General features: G+C 69.3%; 14 protein-coding genes. 11 read left to right on the top strand and 3 right to left on the bottom strand.

Going from position 1 to position 16,933, the window contains the following annotated elements; genetic code table 11:
- The first annotated feature begins 61 nt into the window (after positions 1 to 61).
- Both dnaJ and NVV32_RS08200 read left to right on the top strand, forming a co-directional pair.
- Entirely contained in the window at positions 62 to 1,192 is a 1,131-nt protein-coding gene (gene dnaJ, locus NVV32_RS08205; RefSeq protein ID WP_422389806.1) for a molecular chaperone DnaJ, read from the top strand.
- A gap of 2 nt (positions 1,193 to 1,194) precedes the next feature.
- On the top strand, positions 1,195 to 1,962 hold the full coding sequence (locus NVV32_RS08200) for a 16S rRNA (uracil(1498)-N(3))-methyltransferase (protein ID WP_055771221.1): 768 nt from the start codon (positions 1,195 to 1,197) through the stop codon (positions 1,960 to 1,962).
- 55 nt (positions 1,963 to 2,017) lie between these two features.
- Here NVV32_RS08200 and NVV32_RS08195 read toward each other — a convergent pair whose 3' ends face one another.
- The gene (locus tag NVV32_RS08195) at positions 2,018 to 3,007 is read right to left on the bottom strand and encodes a GerMN domain-containing protein (RefSeq protein WP_422389805.1); all 990 of its coding nucleotides are present in this window, start codon (positions 3,005 to 3,007) and stop codon (positions 2,018 to 2,020) included.
- A gap of 445 nt (positions 3,008 to 3,452) precedes the next feature.
- Here NVV32_RS08195 and NVV32_RS08190 point away from each other — a divergent pair, with 445 nt between their 5' ends.
- The 5 genes from NVV32_RS08190 to NVV32_RS08170 all read left to right on the top strand — a co-directional run bounded on the left by NVV32_RS08190 (position 3,453) and on the right by NVV32_RS08170 (position 8,952).
- The gene (locus NVV32_RS08190; RefSeq protein WP_422389804.1) at positions 3,453 to 4,487 is read left to right on the top strand and encodes a PhoH family protein; all 1,035 of its coding nucleotides are present in this window, start codon (positions 3,453 to 3,455) and stop codon (positions 4,485 to 4,487) included.
- A complete protein-coding gene (gene ybeY / locus NVV32_RS08185) occupies positions 4,484 to 4,957 on the top strand; it encodes an rRNA maturation RNase YbeY (RefSeq protein WP_422389803.1) in 474 nt (157 codons plus the stop codon). The genes NVV32_RS08190 and ybeY overlap by 4 nt, the downstream gene beginning before the upstream one ends.
- Positions 4,954 to 6,264, top strand: a complete 1,311-nt coding sequence (locus NVV32_RS08180) for a hemolysin family protein (protein WP_422389802.1) — start codon at positions 4,954 to 4,956, stop codon at positions 6,262 to 6,264. The genes ybeY and NVV32_RS08180 overlap by 4 nt, the downstream gene beginning before the upstream one ends.
- Entirely contained in the window at positions 6,251 to 7,180 is a 930-nt protein-coding gene (gene era / locus NVV32_RS08175; RefSeq protein ID WP_422389801.1) for a GTPase Era, read from the top strand. Before NVV32_RS08180 ends, era begins: the two co-directional genes overlap by 14 nt.
- Before the next feature lie 182 nt (positions 7,181 to 7,362).
- On the top strand, positions 7,363 to 8,952 hold the full coding sequence (locus NVV32_RS08170) for an LCP family protein (protein ID WP_422389800.1): 1,590 nt from the start codon (positions 7,363 to 7,365) through the stop codon (positions 8,950 to 8,952).
- 76 nt (positions 8,953 to 9,028) lie between these two features.
- Here NVV32_RS08170 and NVV32_RS08165 read toward each other — a convergent pair whose 3' ends face one another.
- The gene (locus NVV32_RS08165; protein WP_422389799.1) at positions 9,029 to 10,996 is read right to left on the bottom strand and encodes a M13 family metallopeptidase; all 1,968 of its coding nucleotides are present in this window, start codon (positions 10,994 to 10,996) and stop codon (positions 9,029 to 9,031) included.
- A gap of 226 nt (positions 10,997 to 11,222) precedes the next feature.
- Here NVV32_RS08165 and leuA point away from each other — a divergent pair, with 226 nt between their 5' ends.
- The 3 genes from leuA to NVV32_RS08150 all read left to right on the top strand — a co-directional run bounded on the left by leuA (position 11,223) and on the right by NVV32_RS08150 (position 14,616).
- Positions 11,223 to 12,965, top strand: coding sequence for a 2-isopropylmalate synthase (gene leuA, locus NVV32_RS08160; protein ID WP_422389798.1), 1,743 nt, complete (start codon positions 11,223 to 11,225; stop codon positions 12,963 to 12,965).
- Positions 12,966 to 13,072: 107 nt separating this feature from the next.
- On the top strand, positions 13,073 to 13,819 hold the full coding sequence (gene recO, locus NVV32_RS08155; protein ID WP_055771199.1) for a DNA repair protein RecO: 747 nt from the start codon (positions 13,073 to 13,075) through the stop codon (positions 13,817 to 13,819).
- Entirely contained in the window at positions 13,816 to 14,616 is an 801-nt protein-coding gene (locus NVV32_RS08150) for an isoprenyl transferase (protein ID WP_422391984.1), read from the top strand. Before recO ends, NVV32_RS08150 begins: the two co-directional genes overlap by 4 nt.
- 52 nt (positions 14,617 to 14,668) lie before the next feature.
- Here NVV32_RS08150 and NVV32_RS08145 read toward each other — a convergent pair whose 3' ends face one another.
- The gene (locus NVV32_RS08145; protein ID WP_422391983.1) at positions 14,669 to 15,733 is read right to left on the bottom strand and encodes an alpha/beta hydrolase; all 1,065 of its coding nucleotides are present in this window, start codon (positions 15,731 to 15,733) and stop codon (positions 14,669 to 14,671) included.
- A gap of 107 nt (positions 15,734 to 15,840) precedes the next feature.
- Here NVV32_RS08145 and NVV32_RS08140 point away from each other — a divergent pair, with 107 nt between their 5' ends.
- Positions 15,841 to 16,911, top strand: coding sequence for a quinone-dependent dihydroorotate dehydrogenase (locus NVV32_RS08140; RefSeq protein ID WP_422391982.1), 1,071 nt, complete (start codon positions 15,841 to 15,843; stop codon positions 16,909 to 16,911).
- Positions 16,912 to 16,933 lie beyond the last annotated feature (22 nt).

Here is a 16,933-nt window from a genome sequence, read left to right as displayed (position 1 = left end):
TCCCACCGGCCCGGCCGGTGAGCAGACGACAGTTGTCTCCAACAGGAAGTGATGTGCAGGAGTGAGTAATCACTATGAGGTCCTCGGTGTGGCGCAGGGCGCGACCGGGGAGGAAATCAAGAAGGCCTACCGCAAGCTGGCCCGCAAGCTCCACCCGGACGTCAACCCGGGCGATGGTGCGGCCGAGGAGTTCAAGCTCGTCACCCGCGCCTACGAGGTGCTCTCCGACCCGCAGAAGCGTCGCGTCTACGACACGACCGGGAACGAGAACGGGACGGACACCGGCTACGGCTCGGGCTACTCCGGCTCCGGGTTCGCCTTCCAGGACATCTTCGAGACGTTCTTCGGGGGGAGCGGCCAGCAGGGCGGCGCACCGTCCCGCACACGCCGGGGGCAGGACGCGCTGATCAATGTACGGATCGATCTGAAGGACGCCGTCTTCGGCACCAACAAGAAGATCGAGGTGGACACCGCCGAGGTGTGTCCCACCTGTGACGGCTCCTGCTGCCAGCCCGGTACCTCGCCGCGCACCTGTGACATCTGCGGTGGCTCCGGACAGGTCCAGCGGGCCGTCCGGTCCATCCTCGGCCAGGTCATGACCAGCGCGCCGTGCGGTACGTGCCAGGGTTACGGCACCGTCATCCCGAGCCCCTGCCACGAATGCAGCGGCGAGGGACGCATCCGTGCCCGCCGGACCCTGACCATCAAGGTCCCCGCAGGCGTGAGCACCGGCACCCGCATCCAGCTGGGCGGTCAGGGCGAGGCCGGGATCGCCGGTGGGCCCCAGGGCGATCTCTATGTGGAGATCCGGGTCAACGCGGATTCCACCTTCCTGCGCGACGGCGACGACCTCCACGTGACGCTCAGTGTCCCCATGACGGCGGCGGCGCTCGGTACCTCCGTCCACCTGGACACCTTCGACGGCGACCAGGAGCTGATGATCAAGCCGGGCACGCAGTCCGGGGAGATCCTGACCCTGCGGGGGCTCGGCGTCACGCACCTGCGCAACCAGGGCAGGGGAGACCTCCGCGTCCACCTCAACGTCGAGACGCCGCGCAACGTCGACCACCAGCAGGAGGAACTTCTCCGGAGGCTCGCCGAGCTCCGGAACGAGGAGTACACCGACGGTCAGCTGGCGAGCAACGGCTCCGGCGTGTTCGCCCGTCTGCGGGAGCGGCTCGGGAACCGCTGACCATGACGCGTCCGCTGTTCTTCGCGCCGGGCACCGAGGTCCGTTCCGCCTGCCCTGGGGGCCCCTTCGTCCTCGGGGGAGACGAGGGACGCCATGCCGCCACGGTGCGTCGACTCGGCCAGGGCGAGAGGATCGATGTCTCGGACTCGACGGGGTACCGCCTGACCGGTGTCATCGTGGCCGTCGGAGCAGGGACGGTCGAGCTCACCGTCGAGACTGCCGGGCAGGACCCCGCACCCCTGCACCGCCTCGTCCTCGTCCAGGCCCTGGCGAAGGCCGGCCGCGACGAACAGGCGGTGGAGGCGGCGACAGAACTCGGGGTCGACGCGGTGGTGCCGTGGCATGCCGAGCGGAGCATCGTGCGCTGGCGCGGCGAGAAGGCGGAGAAGGGCCGGCAGAAGTGGCTGTCCCTCGTGAATGCGGCGTCGAAGCAGTCGCGGCGCTCGTTCGTCCCCGACGTCCTGCCCGTCATGGACACCGCCGGGCTCATCGCCTGGGCCGCCGCGGTCGACCACGTCATCGTGCTGCACGAGGACGCCCACGCCTCGCTGTCCGATCACCTCGACGTGCTCCGCAGCACCGGCGGACTCGACGGGCCGTCGACCACGGCCGTCGTCGTCGGACCCGAGGGTGGGATCGGCGACGCGGAACTCGGGAAGCTGCGGTCCGCGGGCGCCGAGAGCGCGCGGCTGGGGCCGCACGTGCTCCGGTCATCGTCCGCCGGTCCGGCGGCGCTCGTCCTGCTGAACCACCTGCTGGGGCGCTGGTAGTCGCTCGGTCACCTGCCCGGGCGCTGGTACCCGCGCGGCACCGTCACAGATCCGGTCAGCGGACCACGACGGACTTCGAGTCCTCAGCAACGCCCTCGCCGGTTCCTGCCGAGACCGTGATGTCGTAGCTCCCCGGAGGCAGGCCGACAGCGAAGGAGTAGGCGCCCGGCGCGCCGTCGGCGGGCACGATCTCGACCACGCCGTCCAGGAACAGGTCCGTGCCGCCGGCAGAGCCCTCGGTCCTGCGGTCGATGCGCCAGACCACGGAGTCGTCTCCCGCCGGTCCCAGCCCATGGACGGTGAAGCTCTCCCTGCCGAGTTCGACGCCCTGCTGCGGGTCGATGATCCACACCGGAGCGAGGACGCCGGTGTCCCTGGTCAGTTGTCCGCCAAGGTCCACCGATCCGAAGGCACGGTAGTCGGCGGTCCCGTCGACCAGCACCACGACCGAGCTGGCCTCACCGCCCGTGATGAGACCGCCGTCCGACGCTGCCGCCGTCGCCGTGAACACGAGTTGCTGCAGTGCCAGCCGGGCATCCTCCTCGTCGAGGCGCTGCGACAGCGCGTCGGAGGAGATGTCGAGGGTGATGACGTTCCTCGTCGAGACGGAGGAACTGATGCTCGAGGCGGGATCCCAGGGGGAGGTGTAGTCGGGGTCCAGGGGTTCGCCCTCGGTCATGATCCGCACGGCCTCGGAGATGGGATCACCGCTCGATGCCGCAGGGGAGGGCAGGAACTCCCGGAACAGCCTGTCCGACCCGTTCACATCACCCAGCCAGTAGACCGGCACGAGCGGCCGTGAGGTCGCCGCCGGCCCCGCAGCGGCCCCCTGCGATTTCAGGGCCTCCTCGGACGGGGTGCCGCTGACGGTCCCCGGACCGGAGGCCTCGATCGGCCGGGCGAGATCCGTCCTCGCGGCACTGCCCTCGAACACGTCGAGATTCGGGAGGAGGAAGACACTGCTCGCCACGAGGACGCCGCCGGAGACGAGCAGGATCCCGCGGAGGCCGAGCCTGCTCTGCCGGAGGGGGTCCTGGCTGTTCATGCTGGCCCCTTTCCGTCAGGCGCTTGAAGGGCGCGATGGGTCGATCGGTACGAGATTCTCGGGTGACGAGCGGGCACGGAGGGTGCTCTCGCCAGGCCGGCCACGGGACGGGTCACCCCTGCCGAACCTGCATCAGCTTGGCACAGCCCGAACGGCGGCCCGGCAGGAATACGAGGGGTGTGGAGGACTGAAACCGGATCGATACGAAGCCGTTGCCGATTCGCGACGGGAACCGGCTGGGTCGGCAGCCCTCGGGATGCATCGGGAGCCCTGGTGCCCCCGGAGCATCGGCCCCTGCTGCGCCGTGCCTATGACGTACGATTAAGCTCTCTGTCCCAGGCCGAACCGGTTCGCCGTGAACGGGTGGACACAGCCGCGGCACGCAGGGTACGGAGCCAGGACGACAACGCGAACGAGGGGCGATCGAAGGCCGCACGGCCGAGCTATGAGCGAATCTTCAACAGGGATCAACGTGGCAGGACTTGATACGAGGACCGTCTACTTCGACTCGACGGAGCAGATGGTGCAGGCACTGGGCTCCAATGACGAGGCCCTCCGCCTGATCGAGGAGTCCTTCCCCGGCGTCGGCCTCCAGGCCAGGGGCAACGAGCTCACCATCTCCGGACCGTCTGCCGACGTGCTGCGCACCGAGCGCCTCGTCAGCGAGATCCGCACCATGGCGAGCAACAACGCGACCGTCTCCCCGCAGGTGCTCGAGCAGCTCGTGACGATGCTCAAGACGCAGAGCGCCGCACGCCCCTCGGAGGTGCTCTCGGTCAACATCCTGTCCTCCCGCGGGAAGACGATCCGCCCGAAGACCCTGAACCAGAGCACCTACGTCGAAGCGATCGACCGCAACACGATCGTCTTCGGCATCGGACCGGCGGGTACCGGCAAGACCTACCTGGCGATGGCCAAGGCGGTGCAGGCCCTGCAGCAGAAGGAGGTCAACCGGATCATCCTCACCCGGCCCGCCGTCGAGGCAGGGGAGCGTCTCGGCTTCCTGCCCGGAACGCTCAACGACAAGATCGATCCGTATCTCCGCCCGCTGTACGACGCCCTCCACGACATGATGGACCCCGACTCGATCCCGCGCCTGATGGCCGCCGGCACGATCGAGGTGGCGCCCCTCGCGTACATGCGCGGCCGGACGCTCAACGATGCCTTCATCATCCTCGACGAAGCGCAGAACACGACGCCGGAACAGATGAAGATGTTCCTCACACGCCTCGGGTTCGGGTCCAAGATGGTCGTGACCGGCGACGTCACGCAGGTGGACCTGCCCAACGGCACCAGTTCCGGACTGCGGATCGTGAGCGAGATCCTGCGCGACGTCGACGACGTCTACTTCAGCGAACTCGACGCCTCGGACGTGGTGCGCCACCGCCTCGTGGGCGACATCGTCAGCGCCTACAGCGCCTGGGACGAGGAGCAGCGCGGCAACCAGCAGCGCTCCGGCCGCCCGGTGACCGGCCGATGAGCGTCGAGGTCAACAACGAGTCCGGCTACGACGTCGACGAGGAATCCCTCGTCCGCCTGACCAACTTCCTGTTCGAATCCCTGTTCATCCATCCCGAGGCCGAGTTGTCCGTCATCCTCGTGGACACCGCAGCGATGGAGAAACTCCACATCGAGTGGATGGACGAGCCGGGCCCCACCGACGTGCTCTCCTTCCCGATGGATGAACTCCGGCCGGGGACCGCGGGCCGGGTGACACCCGCGGGGCTCCTCGGTGACATCGTGCTCTGCCCCGAGGTGGCCGCCGCGCAGGGTGCGGCAGCAGGCCACGGGACGCGGGACGAGCTCCTGCTGCTGACCACCCACGGCATCCTGCATCTTCTCGGATTCGACCACGCGGAGCCCGACGAGGAGAAGGAGATGTTCGGTCTGCAGCGCCAACTGCTCGCCGATTTCCTCGGTGGCGACGCCCCCCGGGAGACCCGCGCTTGACCATCTGGCTCCTCGGGCTCATGGGCCTGCTCTTCGCCCTGACCGCTGCACTCGTCACGGCGGCCGAAGCAGCTTTCAGTTACCTGCCACGACAGGAGGGCGAAGCCCTCGTCCAGGGCTCGCGGACCTCGTCCCTGCGTCGCATCCTGGACGCCCCCGTGGCCCACATGCACGCCCTGCGGTTCTGGCGGGTCTGGTTCGAGATGGCCGGCGCCGTCGCGGTGGCGATCCTCTTCCACGATCTGCTGGACAGCATCTGGCTGGCAGGACTCCTCGCTACCGCGGTGATGGCAGCCATCGGGTTCGTGATCGTCGGCGTGTCCCCGCGCCAGCTCGGACGGATGCACGCCGCGACCGTCGTCCGCCTGACGGCCGGCCTGGTGGCGTTCCTCCGTGCCCTGCTCGGCCCTGTCCCGCGCTGGCTGGTCCGCATCGGCAGCGCGATCACGCCGGGGGCCGCGCGGGATGAGGCGGCCTTCTTCACGCAGGAGGAGTTCAGGGAACTGCTCTCGCGTGCCTCCGATGCCGAGATGATCGAGGACAACGAGGCCGAACTCATCCACTCGGTGTTCGAACTCGGCGATACGAAGGTCCGCAGCGTCATGGTCCCGCGCACCGACATGGTCACCATCGAGTCCGGCTCGACGCTGAGCCAGGCGATGTCCCTGTTCCTCCGCTCCGGCTATTCGAGGATCCCCGTGATCGGCGAGAGTTCGGACGACATCAAGGGTCTGCTCTACCTCAAGGACGTCGTGGCCAGCCTCCACGGCAGGCCTGCCTCCCATCTCGTGCGAGCGGTCGACGCCGAATGCAGGCCTGCCCGGTACGTCCCCGAGTCGAAGCCCGTGGGCGACCTCCTGCGGGAGCTGCAGCGGGAGTCCACGCACGTGGCCATCGTCATCGACGAGTACGGCGGCACCGCGGGTCTGGTCACGCTGGAGGACCTGATCGAGGAGATCGTCGGCGAGATCGTCGACGAGTACGACTCGGAGGTACCGGAGCAGGAGAGGCTCGACGACGGCGAATTCCGCGTGAGTGCGCGGATGGGGATCGACGACCTCGGGGAGCTCTTCGGCCTCGATCTCGATGACGAGGAGGTCGACACCGTCGGAGGGTTGCTCGCGAAGACCCTGGGCAGGGTGCCGATCGTCGGGTCGGAGGTCACAATAGACAGTATCGGTCTACGGGCCGAGCGCGTGGAGGGTCGACGCAACAGGGTCTCGCACGTGATCGCGCACCGCATCGCGCCCATCAACACCGAGCACCACGAACGAGAGACGACAGAGGCAGACCATGAGCGACGCTAAGCACAGGGCGGGGTTCGTCTCGCTCGTCGGACGCCCGAACGCCGGGAAATCGACCCTCACCAACGCCCTGGTGGGGCAGAAGGTCGCCATCACCTCGGCCAAGCCCCAGACGACCCGCCACACCATCCGTGGAATCGTGAACCGGGAGGACGCGCAGATCGTCCTCGTCGACACGCCCGGCCTGCACCGGCCGAGGACGCTGCTCGGGCAGCGCCTGAACGACCTCGTCGCGGACACGCTCGCCGAGGTCGACGCCGTCGGCTTCTGCCTCCCCGCGAACGAGAAGATCGGCCCCGGCGACCGCTTCATCGCCGAACAGCTCGCACGCCTGCGCCGCAAGCCGCTGATCGCCGTCGTCACCAAGACGGACCTCGTGGATCGCAGGGCGCTGACCGAACAGCTCCTGGCCGTCGCCACGCTCGGCACCGATGTTGCCGGGCCGGAGGGGTGGGCCGACATCGTTCCCGTCTCCGCGGCGGACGGGTTCCAGGTGGACACGGTGGCCGACGTCTTCAGCCGGCACATGCCCGAATCGCCCGTCCTGTACCCGGACGGTGAGCTCACCGACGAGCCGGAGGCGATCATGGTCGCCGAACTGGTCAGGGAGGCGGCCCTCGAGGGAGTGCGTGACGAGCTGCCGCACTCCCTCGCCGTCGTCGTCGAGGAGATGATTCCCCGCGAGGGGCGCAGCGAGGACAATCCGATGCTGGACGTCCATGTGAACCTGTATGTCGAGCGGCCGTCCCAGAAGGCCATCATCATCGGGAAGGGTGGTGCCCGCCTCCGCGAGGTGGGCACCAACGCGCGGCGGGGGATCGAGGCGCTGCTCGGGACGCGGATCTACCTGGACCTCCACGTGAAGGTCGCCAAGGACTGGCAGCGCGACCCCAAGCAGCTCGTCAAGCTCGGCTTCTGACGGGCACCAACGACCTGCCCCGGTCGTTGGCACCTCAGCGGGGTCCTGTCACGCACGGCGTGGATCATCGGCGAGCAGGTCCCTCCATCACGTTCGGGAGCGCCACGGGCGCATCGCGCGCCCGGCCGTCCGGACGGTGACAGAATGATCCGAATCGTCCAGCCATCCGAAGGAGCCCGGGCATGACCCGCCGACAGCCACCCGAGGGCGCCGACCGCGTCGACGTCCCGCCGTCCGGCGCGTCGGGTGACCCGTCGGTCGGAGACGGCGGGATCAGCGGCACGACCGACGGCGACGGTCCGGTCGGCCGCCACCTCGGGCACGCCCCGCACCACCGCGGACTGAAGATCACGGCCCTCGTCATGACGACGCTGATCGTCGCGACCGTCGCCTTCGTCGGGGTCCAGGTCTTCAGGCTCCAGTCCAACGTCGTCACGATGCCGCTCAATCTCGCGGAGGGCCAGGAGTCCGCGCTTCCCGTCGACTCGAGCACGGATCCCCTCCAGATCCTGATCCTCGGCTCCGACACGAGGACGGGCAACTCGGGCGACTTCTTCGGTGACGAGAGCGACTCCTCGGGCGAGGGCAACTCGGACGTGATGATGCTCCTGACCCTCTCGGCCGATCGGGAGAACGTCACGGTCGTCTCGTTCCCGCGGGACCTCCTCGTTCCGCTGCCCGCGTGCGTGAACCCCGACACGGGGCGGCCGTCGGAGGCCCAGGAGCTGGGCCAGCTCAACGCGGCACTGAACGAGGGCGGTCCCGGCTGCACCGTCGCCGCGATCAACGACCTGACGGGGCTCTCCGTCGACCACTTCATGATGGCGGGGTTCACTGCGGTCAGCGAGCTCTCGTCCGAGGTGGGCGGTGTCGAGGTCTGCGTTCAGGAACCGGTCGACGACGAGTTCTCGGGCCTGAGGCTGCCCGCGGGAACCAGTGAGGTGGAGGGCGACCAGGCCCTCGCGTTCCTCCGGACGCGCCACAGCTTCGGTGACGGAGGGGACATCGGCCGGATCGCTGCCCAGCAGTCGTTCATGGCGTCGCTCGCCCGCAAGGTGCGTGCAGAGGGTACCCTCACCAACCTGCCCAAGCTCTACTCCATCGCGGACGTGGTCACGCGGAACCTCACGGTGGATGAAGGCCTGTCCCAGCCTGCGGAGATCCTGAAGATCGCCGACCGGCTCAAGGACGTGGACCTCGGCAACATGGCGTTCGTGACGGTCCCGGTGCAGCCCTGGGACCAGGATCCGAACCGCCTCGTGATCGACGAAGCGGCGGCAGCACCCCTGTTCGATGCGCTGCGCGAGGATCGTGGCCTGACCGAGGAGAGCGCGGTACCGTCCGCACCCTCCGCACCGGGGACGACGCCGGACCCCTCCGATGCTCCTGCCACACCCGAGGCACCGGCCTTCGACCCTGCATCCGTGCCGCTGCTCGTCGTGAACGCGACGACGGACGCGGGCCGCGCTGCAGAGGTGCAGCGGCTGGTCCTCGAGGCCGGGTACACGCAGGCGACGACGTTCGAGTCGGTGCCTGCGGAGACCACCCTCGTGGTCTACGGACCGGGCTACGACGCCGCGGCAGCGGACGTGGCGACGCGCTTCGGGGTCGCCACGCCGAATGTCATCGCCGATCCGGGTCTCGTCGGGGTCCAGGTGCAGGTCGGAGCGGATCTCGCGACCGGCTCCGCCGTCGTTGTCCCCCCACTCGGGAACGAGCTCGACGGCCAGACCGCCGACCAGATCACCTGCCAGGCATCCTCGGGGCTGTAGCCGCGAACCGCGCACGACCGGGGTCCGTGCCCCGGGGAGGTCCGGCCCCGAGCCGACGGGCGGACCTCCCGTTGCGTCACCAGATGCGGACGCGGTCCTCCGGCCCGAGCCACAGGCGGTCCTGCTCACCCACGCCGAAGGCCTCGTGGAATTCGTCGAGGTTCCGTACCACCTGGTTGCAGCGGAACTCGTTGGGGGAGTGCGGGTCCACGGTCAGCCGACGCCGGGCCTCCTCGGGGCGGATCTTCTGCTGCCAGCACGTGGCCCAGGAGAGGAAGAAGCGCTGCGTCCCCGTGAGGCCGTCGACCACGGGTGCCTCCCTGCCCTCGAGGCTGAGGAGATACGCCCGGTAGCTGATCCCGAGTCCGCCGAGGTCGCCGATGTTCTCGCCGAGGGTCAGTTCGCCGTTGACCGCCTGCCCCGGGACCTCCGAGGGCTCGAGGGCGGCGTACTGGGCGACGAGGCGGCCCGTGAGTTCGTCGAAGGCCTTCCGGTCGTCCTCGCTCCACCAGTTGGACAGCATCCCGGTCCCGTCGAACTGCGAGCCCTTGTCGTCGAAACCGTGTCCGATCTCGTGACCGATGACCGCGCCGATCGCGCCGTAGTTCACGGCGTCGTCGGCTTCGATGTCGAAGAACGGCGGCTGCAGGATCGCCGCCGGGAACACGATCTCGTTCATGGTCGGCATGTAGTAGGCGTTGACGGTCTGCGGCGTCATGAGCCACGCGCCACGGTCGATGGGTCCGCCGAGCTTGCCCAGCTGCCGGCTGTGCTCGAACTCCGCGGCACGGAGGACGTTGGCATACAGGTCCGCGGGGATCACCTCGAGCGGGGCGTAGTCGATCCACTCCTCCGGGTACCCGATCTTCGTGGTGAACTGCGCGAGCTTCTCGAGGGCCCTCGACCGGGTCTCGTCGGTCATCCACGAGAGGCCGCGGATGCTCGTCCCGTAGGCCGCGATGAGGTTCCGGACGAGAGCCAGCATCGCCTCCTTGTGGGTGGCGGGGAAGTGCCGCTCGACGTACTTCTGGCCGATCGCCTCGCCCATCGCTCCCTCCACGAGGGCGACCCCGCGCTTCCATCGGTCCTTCAGGCGCGGGGTCCCGGCGAGGTGGGTGCCGTAGAACGCGAAGGTCGCGTCGACGAAGCGATCGTCGAGGTAGTCGGATGCGTGCAGCAGGACGCGGCTCGCGAGCCACTCACGCCACGTCCCGAGCTCCTCCTCGCGGAGTGCGGCGTCCAGCCCGCGCACGAAGTCGGGCTGGTTCACCACGAGCTCGGCGTACTGCGCCGCAGTGTCGGTCACCGTGGAGAGCCAGGGCACCAGGTGCGGGGAGAGATCCTCGAGGTCCCCGTGCCCGAGGAGGTTGTAGGTCTTCTGGGGGTCCCGACGCTCCACCGAGCCCATCGACGAGGACGCGAGGCGTGTCTCCAGTGCGACGACCCGCGCGGCCGCGCCGGCGGCGTCGGGAGCGTCGACGAGCACGAACAGCTGCTCGAGGAGTGCCTGGTATTTCTGCCGTGTCTCGGCGAAGCCGTCCTCGCGGTAGTAGGATTCGTCCGGCAGGCCCAGTCCGGACTGGTACAGGTGCAGCAGGTAGCGGGTCGGGTTCCCGGCGTCGTTGCTGACGTACGGCGCGAGGAGGCCCTGCACGCCCGAGCGCGACAGGCCTGCGCTGAGGCCCACCAGTTCATCGGCCGTCGTCACGGCGGAGATGCGCTCGAGCAGGGGCAGGACCGGCGTCGAACCGTTCCGGGTGACGCGGTCCGCGTCCATGAAGTCCGCATAGAGCGTCCCCAGCTTCGCGTCGATCCCGTCCGCGGCCGCACCGGCACCGTCCGCCGATCGTGCGGCGGCCTCCTCGATGATCGCCCGGACGGCGAGCTCCGAGGCGTCGCGCAGTGCGGTGAAGGACCCGGCGAGCGGGCGGTCCTCGGGAATCACGGCGTCCTTCAGCCACACGCCGTTGGCATGCCGGAAGAGATCGTCCTGGGGACGGGTGGTCCCGTCGAGATGGGCTGGATCGAACGTGCTGATGGTCAAGATCGGCTCCTGGTTCTCCGTGGTGCAGCGCAGGACGACGCCCGTCCGAGCGCCCCGGAACCCATCCTAGGTGCCGTGCTAGGGTGACGGAGTGCGCGCACAGACGACTCTCCTTCGGTGCCGCGGCGAGGCCTAGGACGCTGTAGAGCTACTGGCCACCCCTCGCCGCGGAGTCCGCGATGCCCGGCCGCCAGCACCTCACCTCCCACAGACAAGGCCGATGTTCATGGACAACGCTCAGAAGACCTCCGGAATGCCGTTCGGCAAGTACATGCCGTTCCAGGACCAGATCACGGTCGAGCTCCCGGACCGCACCTGGCCCGACCGCACGATCACGAAGGCACCCCGCTGGTGCGCCGTCGACCTCCGCGACGGGAACCAGGCCCTCATCGATCCGATGAACCCGGAGCGCAAGCACAAGATGTTCGATCTCCTGGTCCGCATGGGCTACAAGGAGATCGAGGTCGGCTTCCCGTCCGCCTCGCAGACCGACTTCGACTTCGTCCGGCAGCTGATCGAGGGTGACCGCATTCCCGACGACGTCACCATCCAGGTGCTGACACAGTCCCGCGAGCACCTGATCGAACGGACCTACGCGTCTCTCGAGGGAGCGGACCGGGCGATCGTCCACCTCTACAACTCCACCTCGGTCCTCCAGCGACGGGTCGTCTTCAACCAGGACCAGGACGGCATCATCGACATCGCGACGCAGGGTGCGCGCCTGTGCCGCAAGTTCGAGGAGACCATGGGTGACACCCGGATCACCTACGAGTACTCGCCCGAGTCCTTCACGGGCACCGAGCTCGAGTTCGCCGCTCGCATCAGCAACGAGGTCTCCGCCGTCTTCGAGGCCTACGCCGACCGGCAGATGATCCTCAACCTCCCCGCGACCGTCGAGATGGCCACACCCAACGTGTACGCCGACTCCATCGAGTGGATGAGCCGCAACCTCGCCGACCGGGACAGCATCATCCTGTCGCTGCACCCGCACAACGACCGGGGGACAGGCGTCGCCGCCGCCGAACTCGGCTACCTGGCCGGCGCGGACCGGATCGAGGGCTGCCTCTTCGGGAACGGTGAGCGGACCGGCAACGTGGACCTCGTGACGCTCGGCATGAACCTGTTCAGCCAGGGCATCGACCCGCAGATCGACTTCTCCGACATGGACTCGATCCGCCGCACGGCCGAGTACTGCAACCAGCTCAGCGTGCCCGAGCGCTCCCCGTACGGCGGCGACCTCGTCTTCACCGCCTTCTCCGGCTCCCACCAGGACGCCATCAAGAAGGGCTTCGAGAGCATGGAGCGCGACGCCGCCGCAGCGGGTGTGGGGGTGGACGACCTGCCGTGGGCGGTCCCCTACCTGCCCATCGACCCGAAGGACATCGGCCGGTCCTACGAGGCGGTCATCCGCGTCAATTCCCAGTCCGGCAAGGGCGGTGTGGCGTACCTGCTGAAGAACGAGCACAGCCTCGACCTGCCGCGCCGCGCGCAGATCGAGTTCTCCGGCGTCATCCAGCGCCGCACCGAGACGCAGGGCGGGGAGGTCAGCGGCGCCCAGTTGTGGTCTGTCTTCCAGGACGAGTACCTGCCGACCCGTGCGGAGGGCGGCTCAGAGACCTGGGGCCACTACGAACTGACCTCGGTCAACACCGACACGGCCGAGGACGGCGCGTTCAAGCTCGTCGCCACCCTGCTGGTGGACGGAGTGCAGCAGCGCAGGTCCTCCACGGGCAATGGTCCCATCGACGCACTCCTGACCATCCTCGGGGAGGACGGCGTGGACGTCAGGGTGCTGGACTACACCGAGCATGCGCTGTCCTCCGGCGGCAACGCCCGCGCTGCGGCGTATGTGGAGTGCGCCGTGGGCGAGCGGGTGCTGTGGGGCGTCGGGATCGACGCCAACACCACGATGGCCGCGCTGAAGGCCGTCGTCTCGGCCGTCAACCGCGCCATCCGCGACGCCGCCTGATCCATCGCGCCGCGCGGCCGGGTCCTTCTGCCGGGCCCGGCATCGCCGCACCTGCCGCCCCCGTGCCGCTCGGCCGGCGCGGGGGTGGCAGGTGGAAGAATGGGGACGTGACTTCCTCGTCGGCCTCGCGTACCTACCGCACCCACGGAGTGGTGCTGCGCACGTACAAGCTCGGCGAGGCGGATCGCATCATCGTGCTGCTGACCCGTGACCAGGGGCAGGTGCGGGCCGTCGCCAAGGGGGTCCGCCGCACCAGCAGCAAGTTCGGCTCGAGGCTGGAGCCCTTCATGTCGGTCGACCTGCAGCTGGCGCGGGGCCGCACCCTCGATGTCATCACCCAGGTCGAGACGAAGGGGCTCTACGGCCACGGGATCGCCTCCGACTACGGGTGCTACACGGCAGCGACCGCGATCGCCGAGACCGCCGAGCGGCTCACGGACATCGGCGAGACCGGGGGAGCGCAGTACGCCCTGGTAGCCGGCGCGTTCTCCGCACTCAGCCGCAACCTGCACCCGTCCGAGCTCATCCTCGACTCCTATCTCCTGCGCGCCCTGGCCACCGCGGGATGGGCTCCCAGCTTCACGGACTGTGCGCGCTGCGCCGCGCCCGGACCGCACTCCGCGTTCTCCGCACCGCTCGGCGGGGCCGTCTGTCCCGACTGCAGGCCGCCGGGAGCGGCGTCGCCGTCGTCGTCCACCATGGCGCTGCTCGGCGCCCTCCTGACCGGGGACTGGACGGTCGCCGACACCTCGGAGGCCGCGGCCCGGCGCGAAGCGGCCGGCCTGGTCGCGGCCTACCTGCAATGGCACCTCGAACGCGGGGTCGCCTCCCTCAAACATGTGGAGCGTGTATGAAGCCCGACGGATCCGTAGCACCCTGGCCGCACCCGAGCGGCGAGCGGGCGCCGTCGATTCCCGCGCAGTTCGTTCCCGGGCACGTGGCGATCGTCATGGACGGCAACGGGCGCTGGGCCAACGAACGCGGATTGCCGCGCACCGAGGGGCACCGCGCCGGCGAGGCGGCCCTGCTGGATGTCATGGCCGGCGCGATCGAGATCGGCGTCAAGCACGTCTCGGTCTATGCCTTCAGCACCGAGAACTGGAAGCGGTCCCCCGAGGAGGTCCGGTTCCTGATGGGCTTCAACAAGGACGTCCTGCGGCGCCAGCGCGACCAGCTGAACCAGTGGGGGGTCCGTATCCGCTGGTCCGGGCGGCGGCCCCGGCTGTGGCAGTCCGTGATCCGCGAACTGGAGGAGGCCGAGCGCCACACGGTCGCGAACACCACCTGCACGCTCACCATGTGCGTCAACTACGGGGGCCGTGCGGAGATCGCGGACGCGGCGAGGGCCATCGCCGAGGACGTCGCGGCGGGCAGGCTGAAGGCGTCGTCGGTGAGCGAGAAGACCATCCAGCGGTACCTCGACGAACCCGATCTGCCCGACGTCGACCTCTTCCTCCGGACCTCCGGGGAGCAGCGGCTGTCCAACTTCATGCTCTGGCAGTCGGCCTATGCCGAGATGGTCTTCATGAACACGCTGTGGCCGGACGTCGATCGACGCACGCTCTGGCGGGCGATCGAGGAGTACGCCGCGCGCGATCGCCGATACGGCGGAGCCGTGGATCAGGCGTCGGCGGAGCGGAAGTCCTCCTGAGGTGACGGGCGTTCCGCCAGGGTCCCGACCGCGCGAAGGCGGTCGGACCCCGTCAGCGGGGAGTTGTGCGGGCGGTGCGAAGGGGTGGCACCGAGGCCTCGAGCCACCACTCCACGGTGTCGATGGCCTGTTCGCGCACATCGCGCCGGGACAGGAAGACGTCGTGCAGCGCGTCCTGCAGCCGCCGGATGGTCACCGTGTGGCCCAGTTCCGCTGCTCGCCGCACCATCGCCGACACGTCCAGGACGCTGTCGGTGCGCAGCATGGCATCACTCCACGTGGTGCTGAGGGTCGACGCCGCCGAGCACAGGACGAGGACCGGAACGTCGATCGCGATACCCCGGGCCACCGCGGCGTGACCCGCGAGGACCGCTGCCAGCCAGCCCGCCCTGATCGGGAAGCCGGCCTCCGGTCGCCAGGCCGCATCGATGGGCCACTCGCCGTCGCGCGTATCGCTGATGCTCCTGAAATAGAAGCCGAGCTCGGGCAGGCGCAGGCGCGCCTTGGGCCGTCGGCGGGAGACGGTGTCGAGGATGCCCTGTGCCGCGGAGCGCAGCAGTGCGCTGCCCTGCGCCTCCAACCAGGGGCTGTTGAGGACCAGGCCTGCCACCCGGCCGGGATGCCGCGCCGCCCAGAGCGCCGCCGTCAGGCCGCCCGTCGAATGCGCCATCAGGACGAGGTCCACGGACCCCGGCGCCGGATCATCGGGGACCCGCCGGGCACGGCCCGCGATGCGCCTGCCGAGGGCTGCGACGGCGGCCTCCAGGTCGGCGTCGTACTCCTCGAGGGAGGTGGTGAAACCGGGAGTCTGGCCGGGACGGAGGCTGCGCCCGTACTTGTGCAGGTCAAGGGCGAAGAAGGCCCACCCGCACAGGTGCAGGGCTGCGGCGAGCTCCCGGTGGAAGAAGTAGTCGCTGAAGCCGTGCAGGTACAGGACTGCGCGGGCCGGCGGATCGTCCTGTGGACCGGTTCCCGGCGCAGTTGCAGTGGCGGTCCCGCCCACCGGCTCGTAGGCGACGAGCGTGGCCACCCGCGGGCCCTCGTCGTCGGGCTCGAGGTGCAGGGTCAGGGCCCGGAAGTCTTCGCCGAGGATGTCCTCCACCCAGGGATCGTCCATGCAGCGACAGTACCGCGTGCGCAGCGGGTCGGCTGCAGCTGTCCGGCATGGAACCGATGACGGCCGGCGAGTTGGTCCGGGGCGACGGAGCGTGGAATTCTGGGACCATGCGCATCTACCCGACCTTCTTCCGGATCGTCTTCTCCGGGATGGACGCCGAGAAGGCGCACAGGATCGGGTTCGCCCTCATCCGTGCCGCCGACCTCACCCCGGCAGGCTGGGCCCTGCGCCGCTTCTGTGCACCGCACCCCGGCCTCGCGACCACGGCGTTCGGCGTGGACTTCCCGTCGCCGTTCGGACTGGCCGCCGGTTTCGACAAGGCAGGAAAGGGCATCCTCTCCCTGACCGCGCTCGGGTTCGGCCACGTGGAGATCGGCACCATCACCGGGCAGGCGCAGCCGGGGAACCCGGCCCCGCGCCTGTTCCGGCTCGTCGAGGACCGTGCCGTGATCAATCGCATGGGCTTCAACAACGACGGCGCTGCCGCCGTCGCCCCGCGCCTGCGGTCCGCGAGGACCAGGCTCACCCGCCGCTACGGGCCACGGACCCGACCCGTGGTCGGCGTGAACATCGGGAAGACGAAGAAGGTGGACCTCGTCGACGCGGTCGCCGACTACCTCGTGAGTGCCGAGCAGCTGGCTCCCGTCGCCGACTACCTCGTCGTCAACGTCTCCTCGCCGAACACGCCCGGCCTCCGGCTCCTGCAGAGCGTCGAGTCGCTGCGGCCCCTGCTCGAAGCCGTCCGGTCGACGGCGGACTCGGCCGCCGGTCGACACGTCCCCCTCCTCGTGAAGATCGCGCCGGATCTCACCGATCAGGACATCGACGACGTCGGTGCCCTCGCCCTGGACCTCGGTCTCGATGGCATCGTGGCGACGAACACCACGATCACCCGCGAGAACCTGGCCACCGACGCTGCGACCGTCATGTCGAAGGGGGTCGGCGGCCTGAGCGGTGCACCCCTCAAGGCGCGCTCGCTCGAGGTGCTGAAGCGGCTCCACGCGGCTGTCGGCGACGGTCTGGCGATCATCGCCGTCGGGGGAGTCGAGACACCCGAGGACGTCAGGGAACGCCTCGACGCAGGAGCCACCCTCGTCCAGGGGTACACGGCGTTCCTCTACGAGGGCCCGTTCTGGGCCCGGCGGATCAACCGCGGGCTGGCACGCTCGGGCGCCTGAGGCCTCGCGTCCGCTGGACCGG

It is taken from the genome of Arthrobacter sp. N1, assembly GCF_048288285.1.
GTDB lineage: Bacteria > Actinomycetota > Actinomycetes > Actinomycetales > Micrococcaceae > Arthrobacter_D.
This window is presented reverse-complemented; position numbering and strand designations above follow the sequence as displayed.

Bases quoted from the DNA above. Each gene is read 5' to 3' on its own strand.
- NVV32_RS08200 (WP_055771221.1), top strand. From the start codon at position 1,195: ATGACGCGTCCGCTGTTCTTCGCGCCGGGCACCGAGGTCCGTTCCGCC.
- NVV32_RS08195 (WP_422389805.1), bottom strand. From the start codon at position 3,007: ATGAACAGCCAGGACCCCCTCCGGCAGAGCAGGCTCGGCCTCCGCGGG.
- NVV32_RS08190 (WP_422389804.1), top strand. From the start codon at position 3,453: ATGAGCGAATCTTCAACAGGGATCAACGTGGCAGGACTTGATACGAGG.
- ybeY (WP_422389803.1), top strand. From the start codon at position 4,484: ATGAGCGTCGAGGTCAACAACGAGTCCGGCTACGACGTCGACGAGGAA.
- era (WP_422389801.1), top strand. From the start codon at position 6,251: ATGAGCGACGCTAAGCACAGGGCGGGGTTCGTCTCGCTCGTCGGACGC.
- NVV32_RS08170 (WP_422389800.1), top strand. From the start codon at position 7,363: ATGACCCGCCGACAGCCACCCGAGGGCGCCGACCGCGTCGACGTCCCG.
- leuA (WP_422389798.1), top strand. From the start codon at position 11,223: ATGGACAACGCTCAGAAGACCTCCGGAATGCCGTTCGGCAAGTACATG.
- NVV32_RS08150 (WP_422391984.1), top strand. From the start codon at position 13,816: ATGAAGCCCGACGGATCCGTAGCACCCTGGCCGCACCCGAGCGGCGAG.
- NVV32_RS08145 (WP_422391983.1), bottom strand. From the start codon at position 15,733: ATGGACGATCCCTGGGTGGAGGACATCCTCGGCGAAGACTTCCGGGCC.
- NVV32_RS08140 (WP_422391982.1), top strand. From the start codon at position 15,841: ATGCGCATCTACCCGACCTTCTTCCGGATCGTCTTCTCCGGGATGGAC.